27 protein-coding genes are annotated in these 24,310 nt (G+C 38.6%); 12 read left to right on the forward strand and 15 right to left on the reverse strand.

The window, feature by feature from the left end; all coding sequences use genetic code 11:
- Positions 1–17 precede the first annotated feature (17 nt).
- Positions 18–1,649 (reverse strand): L-glutamate gamma-semialdehyde dehydrogenase, encoded by a 1,632-nt coding sequence (pruA, locus tag DCS32_RS08335; RefSeq protein ID WP_108877853.1) that lies wholly within the window; start codon positions 1,647–1,649, stop codon positions 18–20.
- A 192-nt stretch (positions 1,650–1,841) separates the two neighbouring features.
- Here pruA and DCS32_RS08340 point away from each other — a divergent pair, with 192 nt between their 5' ends.
- Together DCS32_RS08340 and DCS32_RS08345 are read left to right on the forward strand one after the other, a co-directional pair.
- Positions 1,842–2,558, forward strand: a complete 717-nt coding sequence (locus tag DCS32_RS08340) for an NRDE family protein (protein WP_108877854.1) — start codon at positions 1,842–1,844, stop codon at positions 2,556–2,558.
- 65 nt (positions 2,559–2,623) lie between these two features.
- Positions 2,624–3,565: a DUF6695 family protein gene (locus DCS32_RS08345; RefSeq protein ID WP_239057511.1), complete on the forward strand. Its 942-nt coding sequence runs from the start codon at positions 2,624–2,626 to the stop codon at positions 3,563–3,565.
- Here DCS32_RS08345 and apaG read toward each other — a convergent pair.
- The 3 genes from apaG to DCS32_RS08360 form a co-directional block, all read right to left on the reverse strand.
- Positions 3,534–3,920 (reverse strand): Co2+/Mg2+ efflux protein ApaG, encoded by a 387-nt coding sequence (gene apaG / locus DCS32_RS08350; RefSeq protein WP_108877856.1) that lies wholly within the window; start codon positions 3,918–3,920, stop codon positions 3,534–3,536. The two genes, DCS32_RS08345 and apaG, sit on opposite strands and share 32 nt — an antisense overlap.
- Positions 3,921–3,922: 2 nt before the next feature.
- Entirely contained in the window at positions 3,923–5,116 is a 1,194-nt protein-coding gene (locus DCS32_RS08355) for a DUF3667 domain-containing protein (protein ID WP_162533617.1), read from the reverse strand.
- A gap of 77 nt (positions 5,117–5,193) precedes the next feature.
- On the reverse strand, positions 5,194–6,447 hold the full coding sequence (locus DCS32_RS08360) for a type IX secretion system plug protein domain-containing protein (RefSeq protein WP_108877858.1): 1,254 nt from the start codon (positions 6,445–6,447) through the stop codon (positions 5,194–5,196).
- Positions 6,448–6,903: 456 nt separating this feature from the next.
- Here DCS32_RS08360 and DCS32_RS08365 point away from each other — a divergent pair, with 456 nt between their 5' ends.
- The 8 genes from DCS32_RS08365 (at position 6,904) to DCS32_RS08400 (ending at position 14,457) form a co-directional block, all read left to right on the forward strand.
- On the forward strand, positions 6,904–8,250 hold the full coding sequence (locus tag DCS32_RS08365) for a Na(+)-translocating NADH-quinone reductase subunit A (RefSeq protein WP_108877859.1): 1,347 nt from the start codon (positions 6,904–6,906) through the stop codon (positions 8,248–8,250).
- Positions 8,251–8,253: 3 nt separating this feature from the next.
- A complete protein-coding gene (locus tag DCS32_RS08370; protein ID WP_108877860.1) occupies positions 8,254–9,477 on the forward strand; it encodes an NADH:ubiquinone reductase (Na(+)-transporting) subunit B in 1,224 nt (407 codons plus the stop codon).
- 2 nt (positions 9,478–9,479) lie between these two features.
- Entirely contained in the window at positions 9,480–10,226 is a 747-nt protein-coding gene (locus tag DCS32_RS08375; protein ID WP_108877861.1) for a Na(+)-translocating NADH-quinone reductase subunit C, read from the forward strand.
- Positions 10,226–10,873, forward strand: a complete 648-nt coding sequence (locus DCS32_RS08380) for an NADH:ubiquinone reductase (Na(+)-transporting) subunit D (RefSeq protein ID WP_013750225.1) — start codon at positions 10,226–10,228, stop codon at positions 10,871–10,873. Before DCS32_RS08375 ends, DCS32_RS08380 begins: the two co-directional genes overlap by 1 nt.
- A gap of 50 nt (positions 10,874–10,923) precedes the next feature.
- Positions 10,924–11,655, forward strand: a complete 732-nt coding sequence (nqrE, locus tag DCS32_RS08385; protein WP_108877862.1) for an NADH:ubiquinone reductase (Na(+)-transporting) subunit E — start codon at positions 10,924–10,926, stop codon at positions 11,653–11,655.
- Between the two features lie 2 nt (positions 11,656–11,657).
- A complete protein-coding gene (nqrF, locus tag DCS32_RS08390; protein ID WP_013750223.1) occupies positions 11,658–12,965 on the forward strand; it encodes an NADH:ubiquinone reductase (Na(+)-transporting) subunit F in 1,308 nt (435 codons plus the stop codon).
- Between the two features lie 134 nt (positions 12,966–13,099).
- Positions 13,100–13,462 (forward strand): Na(+)-translocating NADH-quinone reductase subunit F, encoded by a 363-nt coding sequence (locus DCS32_RS08395; protein ID WP_108877863.1) that lies wholly within the window; start codon positions 13,100–13,102, stop codon positions 13,460–13,462.
- Entirely contained in the window at positions 13,462–14,457 is a 996-nt protein-coding gene (locus DCS32_RS08400) for an FAD:protein FMN transferase (RefSeq protein ID WP_108877864.1), read from the forward strand. Before DCS32_RS08395 ends, DCS32_RS08400 begins: the two co-directional genes overlap by 1 nt.
- 11 nt (positions 14,458–14,468) lie before the next feature.
- On the opposite strand, the gene DCS32_RS08405 is transcribed toward DCS32_RS08400, so the two are convergent.
- The 9 genes from DCS32_RS08405 to DCS32_RS08445 all read right to left on the reverse strand — a co-directional run bounded on the left by DCS32_RS08405 (position 14,469) and on the right by DCS32_RS08445 (position 21,916).
- Positions 14,469–15,233, reverse strand: a complete 765-nt coding sequence (locus DCS32_RS08405; RefSeq protein ID WP_108877865.1) for a class I SAM-dependent methyltransferase — start codon at positions 15,231–15,233, stop codon at positions 14,469–14,471.
- Between the two features lie 3 nt (positions 15,234–15,236).
- Entirely contained in the window at positions 15,237–16,058 is an 822-nt protein-coding gene (gene map, locus DCS32_RS08410; RefSeq protein ID WP_108877866.1) for a type I methionyl aminopeptidase, read from the reverse strand.
- Positions 16,058–16,516, reverse strand: coding sequence for a BT0820 family HAD-type phosphatase (locus DCS32_RS08415; RefSeq protein WP_108877867.1), 459 nt, complete (start codon positions 16,514–16,516; stop codon positions 16,058–16,060). The genes map and DCS32_RS08415 overlap by 1 nt, the downstream gene beginning before the upstream one ends.
- 109 nt (positions 16,517–16,625) lie before the next feature.
- Positions 16,626–17,012, reverse strand: a complete 387-nt coding sequence (locus tag DCS32_RS08420; protein WP_108877868.1) for a DUF805 domain-containing protein — start codon at positions 17,010–17,012, stop codon at positions 16,626–16,628.
- Between the two features lie 127 nt (positions 17,013–17,139).
- Positions 17,140–17,712, reverse strand: coding sequence for a thioredoxin family protein (locus DCS32_RS08425; protein ID WP_239057512.1), 573 nt, complete (start codon positions 17,710–17,712; stop codon positions 17,140–17,142).
- On the reverse strand, positions 17,702–18,313 hold the full coding sequence (locus DCS32_RS08430; protein WP_108877870.1) for a thioredoxin family protein: 612 nt from the start codon (positions 18,311–18,313) through the stop codon (positions 17,702–17,704). The genes DCS32_RS08425 and DCS32_RS08430 overlap by 11 nt, the downstream gene beginning before the upstream one ends.
- 12 nt (positions 18,314–18,325) lie before the next feature.
- Positions 18,326–19,840, reverse strand: a complete 1,515-nt coding sequence (gene gpmI, locus DCS32_RS08435; protein WP_108877871.1) for a 2,3-bisphosphoglycerate-independent phosphoglycerate mutase — start codon at positions 19,838–19,840, stop codon at positions 18,326–18,328.
- A gap of 81 nt (positions 19,841–19,921) precedes the next feature.
- Positions 19,922–20,707 carry a M48 family metalloprotease gene (locus DCS32_RS08440; protein ID WP_013750213.1) on the reverse strand — a complete coding sequence of 262 codons (786 nt, stop codon included), beginning with the start codon at positions 20,705–20,707 and terminating at the stop codon, positions 19,922–19,924.
- Positions 20,708–20,851: 144 nt separating this feature from the next.
- The gene (locus DCS32_RS08445) at positions 20,852–21,916 is read right to left on the reverse strand and encodes a branched-chain amino acid aminotransferase (RefSeq protein ID WP_108877872.1); all 1,065 of its coding nucleotides are present in this window, start codon (positions 21,914–21,916) and stop codon (positions 20,852–20,854) included.
- 81 nt (positions 21,917–21,997) lie between these two features.
- Here DCS32_RS08445 and DCS32_RS08450 point away from each other — a divergent pair, with 81 nt between their 5' ends.
- Complete coding sequence (locus DCS32_RS08450; RefSeq protein WP_108877873.1) at positions 21,998–22,522, forward strand: DUF4920 domain-containing protein; 525 nt, start codon at positions 21,998–22,000, stop codon at positions 22,520–22,522.
- Positions 22,523–22,596: 74 nt separating this feature from the next.
- Complete coding sequence (mnmD, locus tag DCS32_RS08455) at positions 22,597–23,280, forward strand: tRNA (5-methylaminomethyl-2-thiouridine)(34)-methyltransferase MnmD (protein WP_108877874.1); 684 nt, start codon at positions 22,597–22,599, stop codon at positions 23,278–23,280.
- On the opposite strand, the gene DCS32_RS08460 is transcribed toward mnmD, so the two are convergent.
- A complete protein-coding gene (locus DCS32_RS08460; protein ID WP_108877875.1) occupies positions 23,264–23,647 on the reverse strand; it encodes a DUF2809 domain-containing protein in 384 nt (127 codons plus the stop codon). The two genes, mnmD and DCS32_RS08460, sit on opposite strands and share 17 nt — an antisense overlap.
- Positions 23,647–24,309, reverse strand: a complete 663-nt coding sequence (locus tag DCS32_RS08465; RefSeq protein ID WP_108877876.1) for a DUF1361 domain-containing protein — start codon at positions 24,307–24,309, stop codon at positions 23,647–23,649. Before DCS32_RS08465 ends, DCS32_RS08460 begins: the two co-directional genes overlap by 1 nt.
- Position 24,310: the final 1 nt, after the last annotated feature.

The following is a 24,310-nucleotide window of genomic DNA, read 5'->3' on the forward strand; positions in this document are numbered from 1 at the left end:
ATAATGGTCTTAGTCTATTACTTCTTTGCTAAGAAAGGGTATCTGTAATCTGTAGGAGTTACAAATGTTTCCTTAATCATACGTGGGCTTACCCATCGTAATAAGTTAAGCATAGAACCAGCCTTGTCATTAGTTCCGGATGCACGAGCTCCACCAAAAGGTTGTTGCCCTACAACTGCTCCAGTAGGCTTGTCATTAATATAGAAGTTACCTGCGGCGTTTTTAAGAGCCTTTGTAGCTTCTTGTACAGCATAACGATCTGTAGAAAGTATTGCTCCAGTAAGTGCGTACTCGCTAGTCTCATCTACTAGTGTAAGCATCTCACTCCAATCTTTATCTTCATATACGTAGATAGTCATCACTGGGCCAAAAAGCTCTGTGTGCATCGTTGTATACTTAGGATCTGTTGTTACAATAACAGTAGGTTCAATAAAGTAACCTTTCTTCTTGTCGTGTCCACCACCTACGATGATCTCTGCATTTGCATCTTCTTTCGCTTGATCAATGTATTTTGCAAGCTTGTCAAAAGATCCTTCGTGTATTACCGCAGTAATGAAGTTAGTCATATCCTCTGGAGAACCCATTTTAAAAGACTTTACATCTTCTATAACGTACTCTTTTACTTCTTCCCAGATAGAAGCAGGGATGTAACCGCGACTTGCCGCACTACATTTCTGTCCTTGGAATTCAAAAGCACCACGCGAGATAGCTGTTGCAACTTGCTTGGGAGGAGCACTAGGGTGAGCAACGATAAAATCTTTACCACCAGTTTCACCTACGATACGTGGGTATGTTTTGTAATTGTGAATATTCTCACCTATTTTTTTCCAGATATTCTTAAATACGTGTGTAGATCCTGTAAAGTGTAGTCCAGAAAAATCTGGGCTTGCAAGTACTGTATCTGTGATCATGATAGGATCTCCATGTACAACTTGGATTACACCATCTGGTACTCCAGCTTCACGGAAGATGTCAAGAATAATCTTAGCAGAAAGCATCTGGCTATCAGAAGGCTTCCATACTACTACATTCCCCATAAGTGCACAGGCAGCAGGAAGGTTTGCAGCAATTGCAGTAAAGTTAAAAGGAGTAATCGCGTAGATAAATCCTTCTAGTGGACGGTATTCTAATCTATTCCAAGCTCCAGAAGTAGACTCTGGCTGCTCGTTATAGATGTCTGTCATAAACTGCACGTTAAAACGTAAGAAGTCTATAAGCTCACAAGCAGCATCAATCTCTGCTTGGTAGATTGTCTTAGACTGGTTGATCATCGTTGCAGCATTAATCTTTGCGCGGTATGGTCCTGCAATAAGCTCTGCAGCTTTAAGAAAGATACCTGCACGTTGCTCCCATGGAAGCTCTGCCCACTCTGTACGAGCTTCTAGTGCTCCAGCAATCGCTTGATCAATGTGTGTTTTTTCTGCAAGATGATACTCACCTACCACTTTCTTGTGATCGTGTGGTGGAGTGATCGTGCGTGTATTTTTTGTGCGCACCTCTTTACCGTTGATGTACATCGGTACTTCTGTATGTGCATTAAATAATTCTTTATAAGCTGCTGCTACTGCCTCGCGTTCTGGAGAGCCTGGAGCATACGATTTTACCTCTTCGTTTACAGCAACTGGAACTTGAAAAAATCCTTTTCCCATGATGTTTTTTTATTTTGTTTTTTACGAGTTGTAAAGTTACAAATTTAAGATAGGATGATACAGGTCTTTGGGAAGAGTGTAACAAGTGGGATTTTTACGCTTTCGCGAAAGCGTAACTTAGAAACAAACCTTAGGAAACCTTACTATTCTTTTTTTCGTAATTTCACCCATTAAACTGCGACTTATCCCTCAATGTGTACTGTAACCTATATTCCGAAAAAAAATAACACGTTCATTCTTACGTCTAATCGTGATGAAGCGGTGGGTAGAATCACGCTCGCTCCAGACTTTTATGATGTGGATGGAACAAAAATGCTATTTCCAAAAGATGCCGTCGCTGGTGGAACGTGGATAGGTGTTTCTGAAAAAAGTAGGATGATATGCTTGCTTAACGGTGGTTTTGAAATACACGTGAGAAAAGAAAGTTACAGAATGAGCCGAGGTATCATTGTAAAGGAACTTCTCAAAGCAGCCGATTTATCTGAGGCTATCGATACGTTCAATTATGAGGGTATTGAGCCTTTTACGATTGTAGCTATAGACTGGAGTGGTGATCTTAAGGCGACAGAATTAGTTTGGGACGGTGGTAAAGCACATATAACAGTACTGGATAATGAGCCAAAAATATGGTCCTCATCTACATTATATGATGCTACTATGAAAGAAAAACGTCGTACGTGGTTTGCTGCATTTAAAGAAACTACAGATTGGAGTAGAGAGAGTTTATTTGACTTTCATACTAAGGCTGGGGAAGGTGATGCACATGTAGACCTACAGATTAATCGCGGACTGTTAAAAACAGTAAGTGTTACTCAAGTAGAAAAAATAGATGACACTTGCGTGATGACCTATAATGATCTTCAAAAGGATGAGGTTTACACTAAGCAATTTGAAATGATACCTGCGTGATTTATAACGGGAAGATTATAGTACTCGCGTTTCCAGATACGTTTGTAAAAATGTCTGATGAGCTCATGTGTAAAATTTTACCATTGATGGGGCTTGGTACACGTACTCATATTAAAGCGGGTCATGCGGCACTTGTGCTTATAGAAAATAAGACTGGTAAAGCACAATATTTTGATTTTGGCAGATATATTACTCCCAAAGGAAAAGGGCGTGTGCGAGGAGCTAATACAGATGTAGAACTTGAAGTACCTGTAAAGGCAATTGTAAATAATGGAACGCTTGAAAATCTAGATGAGCTTTTGCTTTGGCTTGATGCACATCCAGAAAAAACGCATGGGTCTGGAAGACTTGTAGCTTCGCTTTGCTCGAACATTAATTATGAGAAAGCACTTGCTTACATTCACTCACTGCAAAATCAAGGAAGCGTTCCTTATAAAGCCTTTGGAAAAATAGGAAGTAATTGCGCTCGCTTTGTTACAGAAACGATACTAGCTAGCACAGAAGATAAGGCTATTATTAAATACCTAAAGCGTAACAAGAAATTTACGCCAAGTACCATTGGTAATGTAGAGAAAAGCGCATCCCAAGAAGGGGTTTATCAGATTTTTAATGGTGTGATTGCACCTTATAATTCTACTGCGCTACGCGAGAATCTCACAAACTACTTTGATAGAAGAGTTCCTGCGGCACATGAACTAGAAGTGGAAATGAACTTGCCAGAAAATGTTCACTTTCTAGAGGGCACAGGCAGTAGTGCTTACTTTCACCTTGAGATTCTCTCTGAGATAAAAGGCATTGTTAGGAGGTTTACTGAGTTTGGCGAGCAGGACTTTGAAGGTGTCGCAGCATTTCCAGACGGTTTCTCTGCCGTGAGTGATTATCGTTTTGTGTATGATAGTAACTGTGCATATTGCATGCTTGAGCAGGGAGATTCACTTTTTCGCCTTGAGCTTACTTCTCAAAAATTCTCGGCTATTAGTTTAAAGCAAACGGTGCACTCAGCTTAAATACTGGGATTTTTACTCTAAAATTACGTGTAGTAGTAAAGTTTACCATTTGGTAAAAACCTTGCATTGCCCCAAAGGCAGAGTTGAGCAAGCATCCAGAACTGTAGGTGTGGCTTTCGCCAGGTTTAAGAACGGGTTTCTTACCTATGACACCTTCTCCTGCAACAGTCTCTGGTGCGCTAAGGGCATCTGTGATTCTCCAGTGACGAGCCATAAGTTGCACGCTATCTTTACTCTGATTTGCGATCGTTATTTTGTAGCCAAAGGCATAGCGCATTTTATGATTTTTATAAAATGTGCCCTCAAAGGTAGTCTCTACAGAAATTTTAATTCCTTGTGTAACTTGTTGTACCATTCTTAAAATAAAAGTGCAGTAATCGTAAAGAATATAAGTGCAAAAAATAGGGTGCTTATAAAAAATACGATATTTAAAAATACAAATTTTATAAGTGTCCACCGCCTCTTCTGTTTATAAAAATTGCGCAGTGCTTTGTAAAAGTAGAACGGTCCTACTAGAATTAATAGTATGGCGGCTAGAATATTATCTCCTGGAAGTAATAAATCTGGAAGTAAACAGATAATTAATACCACAAATATCCAACTGAATATATGGAAGATAAAAACCAAGTGTTCCATGTAGTTAAATTTCTTTTTTGAATAAATAAGCCAAAAGAAAAGGGCTACAAAAGGTGCCATGAAAAACAGAAAGAATGGGGTTTTAGAAAGTAGATATTTTGAGAATTTCACTGGATTTTCTTGGACACGCTGGAAGTCATTTGTCTTGGTGTATAGAAATATGTTGGTCTTTGTTTTAGGGTACCTTAAGCTGTCTAGCGCTGTTGCTGGATTTGATATATCTGTGTGTTTATTAAACTTGTAGAAGTATTCTGCTTTGTGTGCTAGAATATTTAAATAACTGCCTGATCCTTTGTAGGCAGCGGTGAGTGAGTCTTCTGTGATAAATATAAACTCCTTTTTCTCTTCATTCTTGCGTTGCGCTTTTTTGGTAGTGATAGACACAATACCAGCGTTAATTTTTTCTTCAATCTCGTTGCTTAATGAGTCGGCTTGTTCTTGATTGTAATTTTGCACATTACCAAAATCTATTTCTTCTATGGATTTCTGAATGTTTGCAACGTCCTCCTTTCCACCATTTATAATGGAAGCTTTGTTATCCAGATTAGTCGCTTGAGGATCTTCAAAGAGGCCAAAAAGCGCAAGTAGAATAAAATAAAAGATAGAAGCACTAAGAAAGAATCGAAAAGGGTTTGCATACTTAAGCCTCTTCCCGTCTACGTAGTTGCGGGTGATGGTGCCGGGTTTGAAGAGTAAATCTTTTATAGTGAACCTAAATTTAGAGTCGTAGGTGAAAACGCTTAGAATAAATTCGGCTATAAAATCTTTGAGCGTAAGTCTCTTGGTGGTGTTTATTTGACCACAGTATGCGCAAAAGCGGTCAGAGAGTTCTAGAGGGTGCTTGCAGTTTAAGCATTCTACTCCTCTATATCGCATCGCCTTTCGGCTAGTTGATTTGATTTCTGTTTCCTTCACGATATAAATATAGGATTTTTAGAAGGATACGCTTTCGCGAAAGCGTAAAGAAATAATGCTAACTACATATGTTGTAATTAGTTTGTAATCTGGCTAGAATTTGTAGTGCCATATCCTAGGAGTTCATCAAAACGTCCACCTGGTCTGCGATAGTACACTAATATTTGATAATCATTTTCTGTCTGCCAGAAATTGCCGTCTATATTGTCTTTTTCTTCTATGCTTCCATCTGCATTCACTAGTACGTAGCGATAATTGTAAAATCCTTGTTTAAGTAAATAAGGTAATTCATAACGGCGTGAGTCACCATTATAAGTTAGTGCAGTGCTCTTGTCGATTACATAATTATTGAAGTTACCATAAATATGTATAGATTGCCCGTCGCTAACTTCTGGATATTGTAAAGAGAAGTGAATCCACACATACTCTGCTTCTGTAAGTGGTGTGCGACCTTGCAAAGTGTTGATTAAGAAGTTGCCATTAATGTCTGGATTGTAAGTGTATGGCTCATCATAACGAGCGGGACTTGTGTATAGGTAGTTGTGGTAAAGACTTTTAAGCTCTATGCTGCGTATGGCAAATGTAGAAGATCGCACATCTTTATTTTCAAAGTTAAAAAACTCATTACCACCCCAGAAAGCTGTTTCTTGATCATAGCGATACTCAAGTTTGCTCCCTATATTATATTGTGGATTTATGCCTGTAATAGCAGTTTTTAAGTTATTATTCTGGATGAGAACAGTATGTAAATTGGTTTTTGGATTGATAATGAGGTCATCACCAGAATCTACAAAAAAGCGTAGCACCTGTTTGTTATCTATGTATCTCAAGTCGCGAGACCTCTTAACCTCTGCTCCCACACTATATTGAGGATTAAAAATCATAAACTTACGGGAGAAAACAAGATTGTCATCTTCATCATAAATACTCAAGAGGTAATTACCTGTTTTAGTAAGTCTCTTAGTCATCTGGTTAGGGATGCTCAGGTCGTAATGGGTGTAGAGTTGCAGGGTGGCAACCGAGTTTTCAAACCCGAGGATACGCACATTATCCATGCCATCCATAAACTCAGACCGCACGAGATTACTAGGTGTCCAGTCTGCATTATGATGTGTTATTTTATAAAAATAATCGCGCTCATCTCCTATAATATCGTCAAAAGAAAGTCGCAAACTGCTCCCCAGTTTTATAATAGGCAGCGAGGTGCCAGTAGTACTGTTTTCATTAAACTGTACAGTTTTTATAAATGCAGGTTCTGGAAGTTCTTGTACTGCTTGAGCAGCAACAGATAACGAAATTACAATCAATAAAATGGTGAAATATGGTCTCATAAAAACATGGATGGATACCAAATATAAACAATTTTGATGCCGAGATATTGCGTTAATCAATATGGTGTGGCAAATGATGATGTTTGATAATTACGCTTGCGCGAAAATGTGATAGCGAGAAGTGAATCTCAAAAATGGAGCATAACTTGAGATTGCGAGGTTTTTGCATTCCTTTTTAAGAATTGTGTCCCTCAATGTGATGTTACTTAAAAATTAATTTTGTGTAGCCCTAGGCAAATACGCTTAACAAGAATCTTAAAAAGAGATATTTTTTACGGTGAAAACGTTTGAAATATAGTGTTTTGAGAAGCTTTGTTTAATGAGTCGTGTAAAACATTATTTAGAAGTGTTATAAATAATACTTTCACTTAGTCACACTCGGAAATACGGACGGTATTATGTAAATTTGCAAACCTCAATTTAAGAGGATTTTAGATAACATAAATCTACTGACATATGTCAAAAGACATCAGAATCAAAAAAGGTCTTGATATCCGATTAGTAGGCGAAGCAGAAAAAACAATTTCTGAAGCGCCTAGATCGCGTACCATAACTATTAGACCTTCAGATTTTCATCTCATTACCCCTAAAATGGTCGTAAAAGAAGGAGCGACCCTACAGGCTGGAGATGTAATATTTTACTCAAAGTCTCAAGAAGAAATCAAATTTGTATCTCCAGTTGCTGGAACAATTACAGAAATCAAGCGCGGCGCACGTCGTGTTATTACTGATATTGTGATTGAAGCAGATTATGCTGGTGCTACTCGTGATCTAGGAGCTTTAGGTGCATCTGCAAGTGCAGAGGCAGTAAAAGCGAGATTGCTAGAAGGAGGAGTTTGGCCATTTATAAAGCAACGTCCTTATGATGTTGTTGCAAATCCAACAGTAACTCCAAAGGCGATTTTTATCTCTGGATTAAACACAGGGCCACTTGCTGCAGATCTTGACTTTGTTCTTGCAGGGAAGGAGGCGCACTTACAAGCAGCAGTTTCTGCACTAGCAACGCTTACTTCTGGAGGTGTTCACGTATCTATAGGAGCAAGCTCTTCTATATTTTCTGGACTTAAAGATGTTGTGACTCATACAGTAAAAGGACCGCACCCAGCTGGGAACGTTGGAACTTTAATTAATAAAACAAGCCCAATTAATAAAGGAGAAACTGCGTGGACGATTGCTGCACAGGATCTAGCTATTATTGGAGAGTTGTTGCTTACGGGTAAGTTTAATGCACAACGTGTAATATCTGTATCTGGATCATCTATCAAAGCGCCTAAGTATTACAAGACAATGATAGGAGCAGAGGTTTCTACATTTGCTTATGCTGCAGGAGTAGAGGGAGATAATAATCGTTTTATTTCTGGTAATGTACTTACTGGTAGTAAAGTGAGTCCAGAAGGAGCTCTAGGTTTTTATGCAACAGAGTTTGTAGCTATCCCAGAAGGAGATGATTATGAATTCTTCGGTTGGAATAAGCCAGTTTTTGATAAGATATCACCATCTAGAGCACTTACGTTCTCATGGATGCAGCCTAATAAAAAGTATGATCTTGATACTAATACAAATGGTGAGCACCGTGCGTTTGTAGTAACAGGAAACTATGAGGAGGTTTTTCCTTTAGATATCTACCCTATGCAAATCCTTAAGGCTTGTATGGTAGAAGATCTAGATGAGATGGAAGCACTTGGAATGTATGAAGTTGCTCCAGAAGATTTTGCACTTACTGAATTCATGTGTGTGTCTAAACAGCCACATCAAGAAATTATCAGAAAGGGATTAGATGTTATGTATAAAGAAATAGGATAAGTTATGGGAATGAAAGAAAGTTTACATAAGCTTAAAATGAAGTATGAAGGGAAGAAGATGGCTCCGGCTTTCAACGCACTTCACACTTTTTTATACGCTCCTAACGAGACTACACACAGTGGTGGTCACATAAGAGCGGTAGATGATTTAAAGCGAACAATGAATACGGTAATCATCGCATTGATTCCTTGTTTATTATTTGGAATATTTAATGCTGGATACCAGCATTACTACGCAGTTGCAGAAGTAGCTGGAACAGCAGCAGAGTATAAGGCTGTAGGTTTCTTTGATGCAAATTTCTGGAACTGGGATAACTTTGCAATGGGGGCTTGGACAGTATTACCACTTGTTGTGGTTTCTTACGGTGTAGGTCTTTTAGTAGAATTTATTTTTGCAGTTATAAAAGGGCACGAAGTAGAAGAAGGTTACCTAGTAACGGGAATGCTTGTGCCACTTATTGTTCCTATTGATATTCCATTATGGATGCTTGCGGTAGCAGTAATCTTTGGTGTGGTAATAGGTAAAGAAGTATTTGGAGGAACAGGGATGAACATCCTTAACCCTGCACTTACTATCCGTGCTTTCTTATTCTTTGCATATCCTACTTGGATGTCAGGAGATAAAGTATGGGTACACCAAGCAGTTGATATGGCTGGACAGCCAGATGCAATCTCTGGAGAAACCATTTTAGGTAGTTATGCACAAAATAGTACTGTTGCTTATGACTACTGGGACATGTTTGCTGGTTTTATACCAGGTTCTGTAGGAGAGACATCAAAGCTTTTAATCATTTTTGGAGCGGCATTTTTGATCTTTTCAAAGATAGCAAGCTGGAGAATCATACTTTCTGCAGTAGCAGGAGCGCTAGTAATGGGGCTTATCTTTAATGGTGTAGTTGACGCAGGATGGATTGATAGCTCAAGTAAGTTTTACGGATTAATGAGTGTTCCTTTCTGGCAACACCTTATTATAGGTAGTATTTTATTTGGTGCTGTGTTTATGGCAACAGATCCAGTTACAGGATCACAAACTAATAAAGGAAAATACATCTACGGATTCTTAATAGGATTTATCTCTATCATGATTCGTGTATTTAACCCAGCATACCCAGAAGGAGTATTCCTTGCGATCTTATTAATGAACGTATTTGCTCCTACTATTGATCACTACGTGGTTCAAGGTAATGTGAAGAAGAGAATGAAACGTCTTAAACTTAAAACAGCATAACGATGGCAAAGACAGACGGAAACGGATATACGATTCTATTTGCAACTATTATGGTAGTTGTAGTAGGTGGAGTGCTTGCAGGGCTTGCAACAGGTCTTAAGCCAGCAATTAAAGAAAATGAGCGCTTTGAAAAGCAACAGAATATTCTGTATGCAATGGGTGTGAATGAAAATGTTGAAGGTGAAGGTGGTGTTAACTTTATCCCTACTGATAAGGTAGAGGCAGAGTATGACAAATACATCAAGGAAGCTTACATTATACAGAGTGGTAAAATCACACAGAGTGATGAGGCTTTTACTGTAGATATGAAGAAGCAAAGTAAATTACCTAAAAATGAGCGTAAGATGCCTTTATTTGTAGGTGAGAAAGATGGTCAGAAGTTCTATGTTGTACCTATGTACGGTAAAGGACTTTGGGATGCTATCTGGGGTTACGTAGCTTTGGATGATAACTTAGTAGTACAAGGTGTATACTTTGATCACAAAGGAGAAACTCCGGGACTTGGTGCAAACATTAAGGAGCGTTACTTTATGGATGACTTTACAGGAGAGCAGATAATGTCTAAGACACAATATTCTGGAATCACTGTAGCAAAGGGTAATAACGATCCAAAAAACGAACGTAAAGAAGATAATAAAGTAGATGCTCTTGCAGGAGCTACTATCACAGGTGATGGTGTAAGTGCGATGATTAAGAGCACACTTAAGAATTACGTTCCATTTATTCAAGATTTTAAAACCAAAGCATAATGGCGATACTATCAAAAAAAGATCAAAGACTTATACTTGATCCGCTTGCAGATGATAACCCAATTACTATTCAAGTATTAGGTATTTGTTCTGCACTTGCAATTACAGCGCAATTAAAAGCATCTATTGTAATGGCAATTTCTGTACTTTTTGTACTCGGGATTGGTAACGTTGTAATATCGCTTTTACGTAATGTGATTCCTTCAAAAATTCGAATCATTGTGCAACTTATCGTTGTAGCAACGCTAGTAATTGTGGTAGATCAAACGCTTAAGGCATTTGCTTATGAGCTGAGTAAAGAGCTATCTGTCTTTGTAGGACTGATTATTACAAACTGTATTATCATGGGGCGTTTTGAAGCATTTGCTTTAGGAAACGGACCTTACAGATCATTCTTAGATGGGATTGGTAATGCACTTGGTTATGGTGTGATACTTATTATGGTAGGTTTCTTTAGAGAGCTTCTAGGTTCAGGAACACTTCTTGGATTTAAAGTACTTGGAGATCCTATTGAAAAAACAGGACTGTACAGTATAGGATACGAGAACAACGGATTTATGTTGCTATCACCTATGGCACTTATTGTAGTAGGTTTGATTATCTGGGTACAGAGATCAAGAAATCCTGCTTTAGTAGAAGAGAACTAAGAATCAATTTTCACGCTTTCGCGAAAGCGTAAACCTATAAAATCAAAGATATGTTAGAGCATATTGAATTATTTTTTAAATCCATTTTCATCGATAACATGGTATTTGCAACATTCTTAGGAATGTGTTCATACCTTGCGGTGTCAAAAAAAGTTACCACTGCCGTAGGACTTGGAGCTGCAGTAATATTTGTACTTGCGGTAACTGTACCTATTAACTGGTTACTTGATCAGTACATATTACGTGACGGTGCTTTAGCATGGTTAGGTCCTGAGTATGCAGATTATGACTTAAGTTTCTTATCGTTTATATTATTTATTGCAACTATTGCAACAATGGTACAACTAGTGGAAATTGTAGTAGAGAAATTCTCGCCATCACTGTATAACTCACTTGGTATTTTTTTACCACTTATTGCAGTAAACTGTGCCATCTTAGGAGGGTCATTGTTTATGCAATCTAGAGATATCCAAACGTTAGGTCTTGCCTTCAACTACGGTATATCTTCTGGTATAGGTTGGTTCTTAGCAATTCTTGCAATTGCAGCCATTCGTGAGAAAATACGTTACTCGAATGTTCCTGCACCTTTAAGAGGATTGGGAATTACTTTTATCATCACAGGATTGATGGCAATAGGATTTATGAGTTTTGGAGGAATGCTTACTGGAGGTGATGAAGAAGAAGCTCCAGCAGTAGAAGCTGCACAGATAGAAGTAAAAGAAGAAGGTCAACCGGTAGCTATGATCACTGTTGACAAAATTGCTAACGAAAAAGAAAACTAATTATGATACTAGCCGCATCAATGTCCGGCGTTGTCATCGCGACAATCGCTGCCTTTTTAGTACTTACGTTACTGCTCGTGGGATTATTGCTTTTTACAAAACAAAAGCTATCTCCATCGGGGCCTGTAACAATTACAATAAACGGAGAGAAACAAGTAGAGGTTGCCTCAGGAAGTACATTACTTTCTACATTAGGTAACAACAAGATATTCTTACCATCTGCCTGTGGAGGTGGAGGTACTTGTATACAGTGTGAGTGTCACGTTCTTGAAGGAGGTGGAGAAGCATTACCTACAGAAACGCCACACTTTTCTCGTAAAGAACTTGCTCATGGAGCGCGTCTTGCTTGTCAGGTAAAAGTAAAGCAAGATATGAATATCACTATCCCAGAAGAAGTATTTGGGATTAAGAAGTGGGATGCAACCGTAGTACGTAACTATAACGTAGCATCATTCATTAAGGAGTTTGTAGTAGAGATTCCTGAGGATATGGGCTACAAAGCTGGAGGTTATATTCAGATTGAAATCCCTGAATGTACAATCAATTATAAAGATATTGATATCACGGCTCACCCAGAGGAGCATGAAACTCCAGATAAGTTTCAAGCAGAATGGGATAAGTTTGGTTTATGGCCACTTACCATGAAAAATAATGAGACCGTAGAACGTGCATACTCTATGGCTTCCTTCCCAGCCGAAGGTCGTGAGATTATGTTGAATGTACGTATTGCTACCCCACCATGGGATAGAGCAAAAAACCAATGGATGGATGTTAACCCTGGGGTTGCTTCATCTTATATATTTGCACAAAAGCCTGGTGATAAAGTAGTGATTTCTGGTCCTTATGGAGAGTTCTTCATAAACGAGTCTGAGTCTGAGATGCTTTACGTAGGTGGTGGAGCAGGAATGGCGCCTATGCGTTCTCACCTGTATCACTTATTCAAAACTCTTAAAACAGGACGTACGGTTACTTATTGGTATGGAGGACGTTCTAAGCGTGAGTTGTTCTACTTAGAGCACTTCCGTGAGTTAGAAAGAGAATTTCCTAACTTTAAGTTCTACCTAGCGCTTTCTGAGCCTATGGAAGAGGACAATTGGAAAGTAAAAGATTCTACAGATGGAGAAGGAGACGGTTTTGTTGGTTTCATTCACCAAGTAGTAATTGATCAATACTTAAGTAAACATGAGGCTCCAGAAGATATCGAGCTTTATTTCTGTGGTCCTCCACTTATGAACAACGCTGTTCAAAAGATGGGAGAAGATTATGGAATTCCTGATGAGAACATCCGTTTTGATGACTTTGGAGGATAGTATATAATTTCGCCTTCGCGAAAACTAGAGAACCCGATACAGCAATGTATCGGGTTTTGTGTTTCTATCCTCCTGAGGCTTTCAAAAGTAGCGGGTGGTTAGGTAGAAATAAACGTGGATATTATCTTTGTAATATGGCAGAACTCCTCACAGAACAAGAGCTTCATAACCTTGCGATGAATATCGTGGGAGATGATCTTACTAGTCAAGGCTACGAATTTATGGCAGTAAATTCTAAGCTTAAAAAGGATCCGCAGTTTGTGGCTCTCAAGGATAAAAAATTACATTTCGTTATCGTAAGAGCTCGTACATTTCCAGAAGATGCAAATGTGTATGACGAGGCGCAAATGATAAGAATGCGTGATCATGCTATAAAGTTTGAAGCCCGCACTTTTTATGCTGGAGTAGGGTTAGGACATGGAGATAATTATCAATTACCAGTAGAGAAGGATAAGCCTTATCGAGAGATATACAACGGACTTCAAGAAATAACCTAATGAGATTACTTTTACTTTTTCTAGCCATTACTATTCTTTCTTGTAAACAAGATCATGTAGCAGATGAGATTACCATCCAAGGAGATGCATTTGGGACTACGTATGCCGTAAAATATTTTGGGTCAGAGCAAGACGCAATTCGTATCAAAAAAGGAATTGATTCTGTTATTTATGCAGTTAATAAATCAATGAGCACTTATTTACCCGATAGTGATATCTCTAAGATTAATAGAGGAGATAGTACTATTGTAATAGATGATATGTTTAAGGATGTGTATACGCTTTCGCGAAAGGTTAATAAAGCCACATCAGGCTATTTTGACCCTACAGTAGGAACATTGCGTAATGCATATGGATTTGGAGACACAGAGGCACTTAAAGTGATTGATAGTACTGCTCTTGATTCATTAATGAAGTATGTAGGCTGGGATAAGGTAACTCTAAGTGAAGATGATAAAATCCAAAAGATCTATCCAGAGATATATTTCGATTTTAATGCCGTGGCAAAAGGTTATGGTGTAGATAGAGTAGCAATTTTTATGAATGAAGAGGGATACCGCAATTTTCTTGTAGATATAGGAGGGGAGATTGTGGCTTCTGGAATTAATGAAAGAAAACAAGAGTCTTGGATAGTTGGAATAGAAAATCTTGACTCGCCTTTAGAAAAACGTACACATAGCGCATTGGTAGGTCTAAGAGACAAGGCAATGGCTGGATCTGGTAATTATAGGAAGAATCGTATTGATGAAACTACAGGCGAGCAATACGTTCATACTTTAAATCCACTTACGGGTTCTGCAGAGCGCAGTGATGTCCTTAGTGCAACCATTATTGCAGTAGATTGCGCTACGGCAGATGCGTGGGCTACTTCGTGTATGGCGATGGGATTAGAACGCGCTAAGGAAGCTTTAAAAGGTCAAGACGTAGAAGCTTATTTAGTTTATGACGGTGGAGTTTATATGACGGAGGGATTTAATAAGTATATTAAGGATTAAAACCTCGTAGATTACTTATAACAAACTGGTAATATCTCACCTTGAGCTAGTCTAAATCTATTTACTTCTTCTTGAGATAGGGTGTTTGTGTAATCAACTTCATCTACTTTAAACCCTACGCTTCTTAGTTTGTCAAAATAGTCGCGGCCGTAGACACGAACGTGATCATATTGTCCAAAAATCTTAGCTCTTTCATCACGATCTGTGATGGTGTCGTCTTCAAAAGTTGTGGCTCTATCTAGTTCTTGAGGAATTTGTAAAATTGCCATCCCACCTGGTTTTAAGACACGATACAATTCTTGCATCGCTTTAGTGTCATCTGGGATATGCTCTAATACATGATTGCAGAATATGACATCATAACTGTTTTCGCCAAAAGGCAAATCACATATATCTGCTTTTACATCTGCTAGCGGAGAGTTTAAATCTGTAGTGGTGTAATCTAGGTGTGCGCTTTCGCGAAAGCGTTTATAAAAAGCTTGCTCTGGAGCAAAATGTAGCACTCTTCTATGTGAAGTAAAGAAATCTGTTTCCCGCTGTAACCATATCCACAAGAGTCTATGACGTTCGAGTGAGAGCGTAGATGGAGATAGTACATTCTCTCTTGGCGTACCATAACCGTACGGTAAAAATTTCTTAAATGTTTTTCCGTCAATAGGATCCTCGTAACGGTCACCTTTTAAAAAGGTAGCCATAATAGGTCTCACCACATAACTAGCCCTTATTAATAAAGGCCGCGGAATAGCATTTAAGAAAAATTTAAAAAGCTTTTTCACTTGTTAAAGCACTAAAGCTTGCTGGCGAAAAGGAGTTTCCTCATCGCTTTCAATTCCTAACGCTTTATAGATGTAAGCAAAAGTAGATAGTAGCTCCGGCTTTCCATCAACTATAGCGACGTCATGTTCAAAATGAGCACTTGGTTTATTATCGCGCGTAGTAATCGTCCAGCCATCATTGTGCTGTGTGATATTGCGAGTTCCCATATTAGTCATAGGTTCGATGGCTACTACCATCCCTTCTATAAACTTTTTTCCACGTCCACGTTTACCGTAATTAGGCATTTCTGGATCTTCGTGCATGGTAGCTCCTAGACCGTGACCTACAAGTTCGCGTACTACACCATAGCCATGATCTTCTGTAAATTTTTGAATGGCGTAGCCTACATCACCTGTGCGGTTACCTATTTTGAGTTGTTCTATTCCCACGTAAAGAGATTGCTTAGTAATTTCAAGTAATTTCTTTACTTCTGGTGCTACTTCGCCTACTTCAAAAGTATAGGCGTGATCGCCATAGAAGCCATTCTTTATAGCTCCACAATCTATAGAGATAATATCTCCTTCTACAAGAGGTTTGTTGTTAGGGATACCGTGAACGACTTGGTCGTTTGGACTCATGCAAAGTGTGTTCGGAAAATCGTATAAACCCAAGAAACCCGGAATCGCATCTTGTGAACGTATATAGTCTTCTGCTATCTTATCGAGATATAGTGTGGTTACTCCTGGTTTTACCTCTCCAGCAAGTATGCCTAAGGTACGAGATACTACTAGCGCACTCTCACGCATTAACTCTATCTCTTCTCTAGTTTTCTGTATAATTGCCATTATGCGTTTTCGTCTTTAAAAAGCTCCTCTATGCGGGACATAAAGCTCTTTTTTGTTTTATTTCTAGCAGGTTTACTGCGTTTCTGTTTAAGCTTGGGTGATGTCTCGGCACTGTTACCTAATATTTGATAGATTTCTCCCCAGCCCATCATACCACGTACATCACGATCATCAATAAAAATATCTGCATTGATCTTGCGGCTTATATCTTCACTTAAAACTTCCTCTGGATAGCTTTTATTTATGGCATAAAATGTAATGCCATTATCGTTACAGAACTGAACGGCTTCATCTAAACGAGCACCACTTCTATAGGTCCATAGAATAAGACGGTTTCCTTCTTGCTGTAATTTTTTAAGAGTATCAAAAGCAAATAACATAGGCTTACCAATCCCTGGGTACGCATTTTCTACAATGGTACCGTCAAAATCTACCGCTATGGTTTTAATTGTTTCGATTGCTTTAAAGTTTATGCAAAATTACAAAAAGATCAACGGTTAGTTATACATAATAATAAAGGGCTTCTAATGAATTATTAGAAGCCCTTTATTATAAGTTGAATAGTTGTTATTGTATCAAGTCACCTTTTGGGTCTGGACCGTATTGATTAGGGCCGTGAGTTCCTTCTGTAGCCATAAGTATCAATAACCAAATACCGCCTATAAACGGCACGAATCCTATGAAATACCAAGTGCCGCTTTTACCCTGGTCATGAAGCCTGCGCACTACTACCGCAATACTAGGTATGAATAGAGCGACTATGTACAGAAAAAGTAATAGACCTCCTATCATCATTAGTGCTTCACTCTCCATAACTGCTCCAACAATAAATGGGATGTAAGAAAGCATTACAAAAATAACATTAAAAAGCGCAAACATCCAATACTCTTCCCTACGTGCTCTTCCTTCAAAGTTTGCATAATTGTCTCTTACTACTTTTAAATACCACTTCATAAATTGATTGTGTTTTGATTAATGTTTAAGACGCTAAACTAATAAAATTAATAGCTCCTTGAAAAAATTGATCAAAATAAAACCCTCATGAAGATGAGGGTTTTAAGATTAAATATTAATTGTCTATTTACTCAGCATAAGCATGCTTATAGTCTGCGCCAGATAGAATCTTAGCCATATCTTTCTCTAAGCTTTCTAGAGGATACTCTACAATACGACCTAGTTCTTTACCATCTTTCATGAAAATGAATGTAGGCACATTTGTTATATCTTTTCCTTTTACTAGTTCTTCTGGAACTGTTTTGTCCTCTGAAACAGTGATAAGTTTTACAGTTTCACTTTCATAATCTACTTCATCAAGAATTTTAAAAAATGCAGGTACCTCACGCTTACTGTCCTCACACCACGTTCCCATGAATATGGTAATTCTTACGTCTTTGAGACCTTCTTTTATAGCCGTAAGAGACTCCATGTCTATCGTGTGATTCTTATAGCTATTCATAAACCATTTGTTATATGGTTCAGACTCTAGGGTTTCTCTTTCTTGTGCGCCTAAAAGGATGGCAATCCCATTGTCGTCCACATTTTCATCTACAACTTCTACCTCTTCTACTACCACAACTTCTTCGGTAGTGGTTTTTTCTTTACAAGAGAAAGTGAGTGCTGTAATAACTACTAAGGCAATAATATTAGTTTTCATAAGAGTGTTTATAAGGTTCTCCATTTAAAATTTTAAGCATGTCTTCTTCTAAGCTCTCTACTGGACGCTCCACAATACGGCCTATTTCTTTACCGTCTTTTTTAAAGATAAAAGTAGGTACACGTATGATATTATTACCGTCAGTATACATTGTAGGTTTCTTCTTAGTACGATCTACTGTGATAAGCTCTAAGTCTTGATTTTTAAAAGAAGCTTCATCAAGTATCTTAAACATCCTAGGGGTCTCACGTTTACTATCTCCACACCATGTTCCCATAAAAGTAGTGATAGTAATGCCTTCTAGCCCTTTTTCTAGGTCATTTATGTAATCTGTATTTACCACATATTTTGCATAGTTAGGATTGAACCAACTATCAAAAGGAGCTTGTTTTAGCGCACTTCTATCTTCTTTACCTACGAGCATAGTTTTTTGTTTTGGAGCAGGTTTTACCACTACCGCTGGGAGTGCAGGTTTGGCAGGTTTTTTTGGTTCTACGGTTTCTGCAACTTGAGGAGTAGGAGTGGCTTCTACTGCTTTTTTTGAGCTATCACAACTTGATATAAGAGCAAGAAGTGCGAGTGTTATATAAAAGTGTTTCATTGTCTTTGTAATTTATATTAGTGGTGTACAATCCATAACCGCTGGTTGATCTACGCCTAGTAGTTTTAAAACTGTAGGTGCAACATCAGATAGAATACCATTGTTGATTTTTTTGATATCCTTATCCACTAGAATTACGGGTACTGGGTTCGTTGTGTGAGCCGTATTTGGAGAGCCATCTGGGTTAATCATTACCTCGGCATTTCCATGGTCGGCAATGATAATTACGGTGTAATTGTTTTCTTCGGCGGTAGTTACGATGTCTTTGACACAGCTGTCTACCGTCTCACAAGCTTTAATCGCTGCCTCCATAACACCTGTATGACCAACCATGTCTGGATTTGCAAAGTTAAGACAAACAAAATCTACCTCTCCTTTATTTATTTCTGGAACAATTTTATCACGTATCTCAAAGGCGCTCATTTCTGGCTGTAAGTCGTAGGTGGCAACCTTAGGCGAGGGTGCTAGTAATCTAGACTCTCCGTCAAAAGGTTCTTCTCGACCTCCAGAAAAGAAAAAAGTTACGTGCGGGTACTTCTCAGTCTCGGCGATACGTATTTGCTTTTTTCCAGCATTAGCAAGTACCTCTCCTAGGGTATTTACTAAGTTATCCTTATCATAGATGACTTTCATTCCTGTGAACGTATCATCATAATTTGTCATGGTAACGTAGTACAAGTCTAGCTTTTGAGTGTTTTGTTCAGGAAAATCTTTTTGAGATAACATTTCTGTTAGTTCGCGACCACGATCTGTTCTAAAGTTAAAGAAGATTACCACATCACCTTCTTGAACGGTTGATATACTCTCGTTATCTTGTGTTACAAAAAGCGGATCAATAAACTCATCTGTCTTACCTTCATCGTAGCTATCTTGAATAGACTGTACAACATCTTTAGTAGGTGTTCCAGCACCTTTGGTAATTAGATTGTATGCAAGAGCAACACGCTCCCATCGTTTGTCTCTATCCATCGCATAGTAGCGACCTATTACAGATGCTAGTTGTGCGTTGTGCGCTTTCGCGAAAGCAGAAATATCTCCTATAAGTTCTTTTCCAGATTTTGGATCTACATCACGACCATCTGTAAATGCGTGAATGTAAGATTGAGGAACTCCAGCATTTTCGGCAGCCAGAATAAGTCCTTTTAAGTGATTGATATGTGAGTGTACACCTCCATCAGAAACGAGACCGAGAAAGTGAACAGATTTATTGCTTTCTTTCGCGAAAGCGAAAGCATCTTTTAAAACTTGCTCATCCTTAAGCGTATCATCTTTGAGTGCCTTATTGATTTTAGCAAAATCTTGATACACAATGCGACCAGCACCTAGGTTCATGTGGCCTACTTCGCTATTACCCATTTGACCTTCTGGGAGGCCTACATTCTCACCATGAGTTAGTAATTGGGCATGTGGGTACTTATTGTAAAGGCTATCTATAAATGGCGTTTGCGCTTGGTCTACAGCAGATACTTTCTTGTCTGGAGCCATTCCCCATCCATCAAGTATCATGAGTATTGTTTTCTTATTCATCTTCTTAGGTTATAACGTAAAGATAAAAACAAAACCTCGCGAGAGCGAGGTTTTATAAGGGTTTTAACGAAAACGGTTGCGCTACATTGTCGCAGGTCCCGTGTAACCATATTTCTGGATACTCTCCTTTATTTGCTCAATACGATTCTCTGGATCTGGGTGTGTGCTAGAGAATTCTGGCTGGCTACTGCCACCACTTGCTGCTTTAAGTATTTTCATCACACCTATCATCTGGTATGGGTCATACCCAGCACGTATCATAAAACGTACACCTAGGTCATCACTTTCTAACTCGTCATCACGGCCGTTACCTAGTAACACACTCTGACCTATAGAACCAGCAGCACCGCCCATGCCGCCGCCTACCTCTGCACCCATAGAGATGGTAGACCACATGCTAGAGTTTTCGGCGCGCTCTGCGCTGTGTTTACCTAGAACGTGACCTATTTCATGTCCAAGAACACCTGCCACTTGATCTTCATTTTCAAGTTTTGAAAGTAGGGCATACGTAATAAATATTTGCCCTCCAGGTAATGCAAATGCATTTACCGTTTGTTCATCTCGCAATAAATGGAAGTCATATCTATAAGGTGTCTCACGAGCCATACTTTCTTGTACAAGTTTGTTTCCCACTTGGTCTACAAAAGATTGAAGTTGCTGGTCTGGGTGTAAACCGCCATGCTGCTCTGCCATTTGTGGGGCATATTGAATCCCCATTGCTATCTCCTCGTCTGGAGACATACTTATTGCCTGTACTTTTCCTGTATATGGATTTTCCTCGCGATTGCTGCAATTTTTAAAAAGTGCAAAAGCAACAATAGCAACACCAATAAGTAATCTGATCTTAAGACCACTGCCTCTTTTCATAATATGATGGTTAATTTATTTGTGGCTCTAAGTTACTTAAAAAGTCTTTAGTTCGTATTTAAGATACATAAATAGCCTTTATTTATAAGCAAAAAGTCCCAAAACCCTTGCGGGATTTGGGACTTGATATAAGTGCACTGTGTGTTACTTTACAGCAACTCTCCAGCCATATTTATCTTCAGAACGGTTGTACTGTATGTCGTTTAAAGCTTTCTTAAACTTCATACCGTAGCTATTTTCTGGTGCGTTTAGTTTGTGATCTTCACCTTTATAAGCAAAGCTTTTAAAAGGAACTACTACTGCTGCTGTACCTACACCAAAAATCTCTTTAAGCTCTCCAGCCTCAGACGCGGCAACAATTTCTTTTACAGCTACTGGTCGCACTTCTACATTGATTCCAGCATCTTTAGCTAGTTGAATTACACTCTTACGTGTGATTCCGTCTAGGATTGTATCGTTAGTAGGTGCTGTAAGAAGTGTATCTCCCACGCGAAAAAACACATTCATTGTTCCAGCCTCCTCTAAATATTCGTGTGTGTTTGCGTCTGTCCAGATAATTTGTTGGTATCCTTCTTCCTTAGCAAGGTTTGTAGGGTAAAACTGCGCCGCATAGTTACCTGCTGCTTTTGCAAACCCTACGCCACCGCTTGCTGCGCGGCTATATTTCTCTGCAAAAACTACACTTACTTCTCCAGAGTAGTAAGACTGTGCAGGAGCAAGTATGATTAAAAATTTATAACGATCTGCAGGTGATGCAGAAACTCCAGATTGTGTTGCTATGTTAAACGGGCGTATGTATAATGAGTTACCATCACCAGCTTTTATCCAAGCTTCGTCTAGTTTTAAAAGCTCAGTAAGTCCTTCCATAAAGATATGCTTAGGAAGTTCTGGCATAGCAAGACGGGCAGAAGATTTATTTATACGAGCCCAGTTATCTTCTGGACGGAATAAAAAGACATCTCCGTTGTCATCTTTAAAGGCTTTCATTCCTTCAAAAACGGCTTGACCGTAATGAAAAACTTTAGCACTTGGCTCCATAGGTATCGGTCCGTAAGGAACGATTTCTGGTTGTTGCCATGCACCATTTGCATATTCTATAGAGAACATATGATCAGTAAAAACGCTTCCAAAAGCAAGGTTACTGAAGTCCACATCGCCTATTTTTGAGGCGTTGCGCTTTTCGATACGAAGTGTAGAGGTTGTTTCCATAACTACAAATTTAGCGATTTACCGTCCTCAATGGATGATTTTTGCATAATTTTGCGATGTACAAACTAAAATGAACTAATTATGAAGATATTAGCAACAATATTCTTAATTGCCTTTACTATAATGAGCTGTAAGGAGCAGGAAGGTGCAAATGATAACGCTTTCGCGAAAGCGGAATCTGTAAATACCACGCTACAAGATGAGTATGTGAGTTATGGAGCTGCAATTTCTTCAGAAAATTCATTAACAAAAAGCGAGGTAGCAGAAAGATATGCAGCACTTGCCGAAGGTGATACTGCAGTTGTGAAATTTGAAGCACCTATAAACGCAGTATGCGCCTCAAAAGGATGCTGGATGCGCTTAGATATAGCATATGAAGAGCAAGTATTTGTAAAGTTTAAAGATTACGGATTCTTTGTGCCTACGGACACAAAAGAAGGTAGCGCAATTGTAGAAGGTAAAGCATATCTAGAAGAAGTATCTGTAGGCGAGTTACGTCATATGGCAGAAGATGCTGGGAAATCCAAGGAGGAGATTGCTGCAATCACAAAGCCAGAACGCGAGTTACGTTTTATGGCAGATGGGGTGTTACTTAAAGCAGAGTAATTTCTATTTTATAAAATCATTAGAAAAGGGTAGGCGCAGGCTTACCCTTTTTTTACTAGTATTACCTAACAGAAATGAAAAGAGAAATTATAACTACAGGAGACGGCTCAAAGACAATACATATTGCAGAGTGGGATGAGCAATACCATTCTAAACATGGAGCGATACAAGAAGCGCGTCACGTATTTTTAATGACAGGGGTAGAGCACTACGTGGCTCAACATCAAGATCAAAAAGAAATTGCGATACTAGAAATGGGTTTTGGAACAGGACTCAATGCGTTGCTTACCTACTTTGAAGCAGATAAATATCAAGTTTCTTTTAATTATGTGGGAGCAGAAGCTTATCCAGTTTCTCAAGAGGAAGCTGCAGCAATGGATTATGCTAGTCAGCTAGAGGAAGAGGACGCTACAAGCGTTTATAACGACTTACACGATGCTGCTTGGGAAAAGCAAATAGTAATAAGTGATCATTTTAAGCTTACAAAGCGTAAGCAGCGTTTTGAAGATATTACTGATAGTGAGGTTTTTGATTTAATTTATTTTGATGCCTTTGGACCAAGAGTTCAACCTACATTATGGACAGAAGCTATTTTTACTAAGATGTTTGCAGCTTTAAAGCCTAACGGTGTTTTGACAACATACTGCGCTCAGGGAGCTGCTCGTAGAGCAATGCAAGCTGTAGGTTTTCTAGTAGAGCGACTCCCAGGACCTCCAGGCAAACGCGAGATGTTGAGAGCGACTAAGCTTGTTCTCTAAGTTTTTCAAAAACTATTATAAAGAGATATCCACCTACATACGCAAGCATATCCCACCACGAGAACGAGGTACCTAGAATAATGCGTGACAATTTATTATCTGCTAGGCCAGTGTAGTTTATAAAGGAAATTGCTTGTAGGCCTTCTACTATAAAAGCAAATAGTAATACCGCCAGCGCAGTAATGTTTTTGCTTTTAAAACTTCTCGGGATATTAAACAATCCCATAATAAACACATAGATTAATACTACAACGATACTATCGCCTAGGTAGGGTCTTATGAAGTCGTCGTGTACGTAGAGAGCAATTAATATTTCCGTCGCTAGTAGGACTAAGAATGCGATGATGTATTTAAGTGATAAGCGCATTAGTTTTTGTGTTTAGAATGAGTGAATTGTAGTCCAAAAAAGGAAAGTATCATGATAGCTGCGTAGCCAAATGTGACTATCCAGGTTTTACTATTTATAAATGGATACCTTATTTGATACCATATATCGTTAGCAAGACTCATAGGGTTTTGAATAATATCCCAGCTATTCCATCTTAAAAATCTACCTAGATAAATTCCAAAGCCACAAAGTATAAATACGCCTATGATAACATAAGAAATATATTGAGGTCTCAATTTTAAAATGAGAAGCTTTTGCATATCACTTACCGTTAAGTACATTATAAATAACGCATACCACACAAAGGCTATAAGCATTAAGATATCGTACCAAATAACATCTGGGGAGCTATGTTGCAAGTGCTGTAGATCACTTATTAAATAAGGTGTATTAGGTAAAAACAATAACCATATCATTGCTATAGGAATCCATTTCCAGCTAGATTGCATCCATTGTTCTTTTGATATTAAAAGTAGCGAGCAAGCATAAGGTATAAAGGCAAGAAATAGGTTCCATATCAAGAAGAGAAAGAAGAAGGATCCTGTCATCTTAATGCGTATCGCAAGTAAAATGAAGCATAGTAAAAGACCTCCTATGGGAATATAGAATTCTCTAAGTTTGGGGATGATAATTTTTTCCATG

The organism is Dokdonia sp. Dokd-P16 (genome assembly GCF_003095655.1).
Taxonomy (GTDB): Bacteria; Bacteroidota; Bacteroidia; order Flavobacteriales; family Flavobacteriaceae; genus Dokdonia.

Coding starts and splice junctions, on each gene's coding strand:
- map (WP_108877866.1), bottom strand. CDS start 16,058: ATGGCAATTATACAGAAAACTAGAGAAGAGATAGAGTTAATGCGTGAG.
- DCS32_RS08450 (WP_108877873.1), top strand. CDS start 21,998: ATGAAGATATTAGCAACAATATTCTTAATTGCCTTTACTATAATGAGC.
- apaG (WP_108877856.1), bottom strand. CDS start 3,920: ATGGTACAACAAGTTACACAAGGAATTAAAATTTCTGTAGAGACTACC.
- DCS32_RS08400 (WP_108877864.1), top strand. CDS start 13,462: ATGAGATTACTTTTACTTTTTCTAGCCATTACTATTCTTTCTTGTAAA.
- DCS32_RS08375 (WP_108877861.1), top strand. CDS start 9,480: ATGGCAAAGACAGACGGAAACGGATATACGATTCTATTTGCAACTATT.
- nqrF (WP_013750223.1), top strand. CDS start 11,658: ATGATACTAGCCGCATCAATGTCCGGCGTTGTCATCGCGACAATCGCT.
- DCS32_RS08420 (WP_108877868.1), bottom strand. CDS start 17,012: ATGAAGTGGTATTTAAAAGTAGTAAGAGACAATTATGCAAACTTTGAA.
- DCS32_RS08425 (WP_239057512.1), bottom strand. CDS start 17,712: ATGAAAACTAATATTATTGCCTTAGTAGTTATTACAGCACTCACTTTC.
- DCS32_RS08445 (WP_108877872.1), bottom strand. CDS start 21,916: ATGGAAACAACCTCTACACTTCGTATCGAAAAGCGCAACGCCTCAAAA.
- DCS32_RS08460 (WP_108877875.1), bottom strand. CDS start 23,647: ATGCGCTTATCACTTAAATACATCATCGCATTCTTAGTCCTACTAGCG.
- pruA (WP_108877853.1), bottom strand. CDS start 1,649: ATGGGAAAAGGATTTTTTCAAGTTCCAGTTGCTGTAAACGAAGAGGTA.
- gpmI (WP_108877871.1), bottom strand. CDS start 19,840: ATGAATAAGAAAACAATACTCATGATACTTGATGGATGGGGAATGGCT.
- DCS32_RS08370 (WP_108877860.1), top strand. CDS start 8,254: ATGGGAATGAAAGAAAGTTTACATAAGCTTAAAATGAAGTATGAAGGG.
- DCS32_RS08380 (WP_013750225.1), top strand. CDS start 10,226: ATGGCGATACTATCAAAAAAAGATCAAAGACTTATACTTGATCCGCTT.
- DCS32_RS08340 (WP_108877854.1), top strand. CDS start 1,842: ATGTGTACTGTAACCTATATTCCGAAAAAAAATAACACGTTCATTCTT.
- DCS32_RS08365 (WP_108877859.1), top strand. CDS start 6,904: ATGTCAAAAGACATCAGAATCAAAAAAGGTCTTGATATCCGATTAGTA.
- DCS32_RS08440 (WP_013750213.1), bottom strand. CDS start 20,707: ATGAAAAGAGGCAGTGGTCTTAAGATCAGATTACTTATTGGTGTTGCT.
- DCS32_RS08465 (WP_108877876.1), bottom strand. CDS start 24,309: ATGGAAAAAATTATCATCCCCAAACTTAGAGAATTCTATATTCCCATA.
- DCS32_RS08395 (WP_108877863.1), top strand. CDS start 13,100: ATGGCAGAACTCCTCACAGAACAAGAGCTTCATAACCTTGCGATGAAT.
- DCS32_RS08345 (WP_239057511.1), top strand. CDS start 2,624: ATGTGTAAAATTTTACCATTGATGGGGCTTGGTACACGTACTCATATT.
- DCS32_RS08430 (WP_108877870.1), bottom strand. CDS start 18,313: ATGAAACACTTTTATATAACACTCGCACTTCTTGCTCTTATATCAAGT.
- mnmD (WP_108877874.1), top strand. CDS start 22,597: ATGAAAAGAGAAATTATAACTACAGGAGACGGCTCAAAGACAATACAT.
- DCS32_RS08360 (WP_108877858.1), bottom strand. CDS start 6,447: ATGAGACCATATTTCACCATTTTATTGATTGTAATTTCGTTATCTGTT.
- nqrE (WP_108877862.1), top strand. CDS start 10,924: ATGTTAGAGCATATTGAATTATTTTTTAAATCCATTTTCATCGATAAC.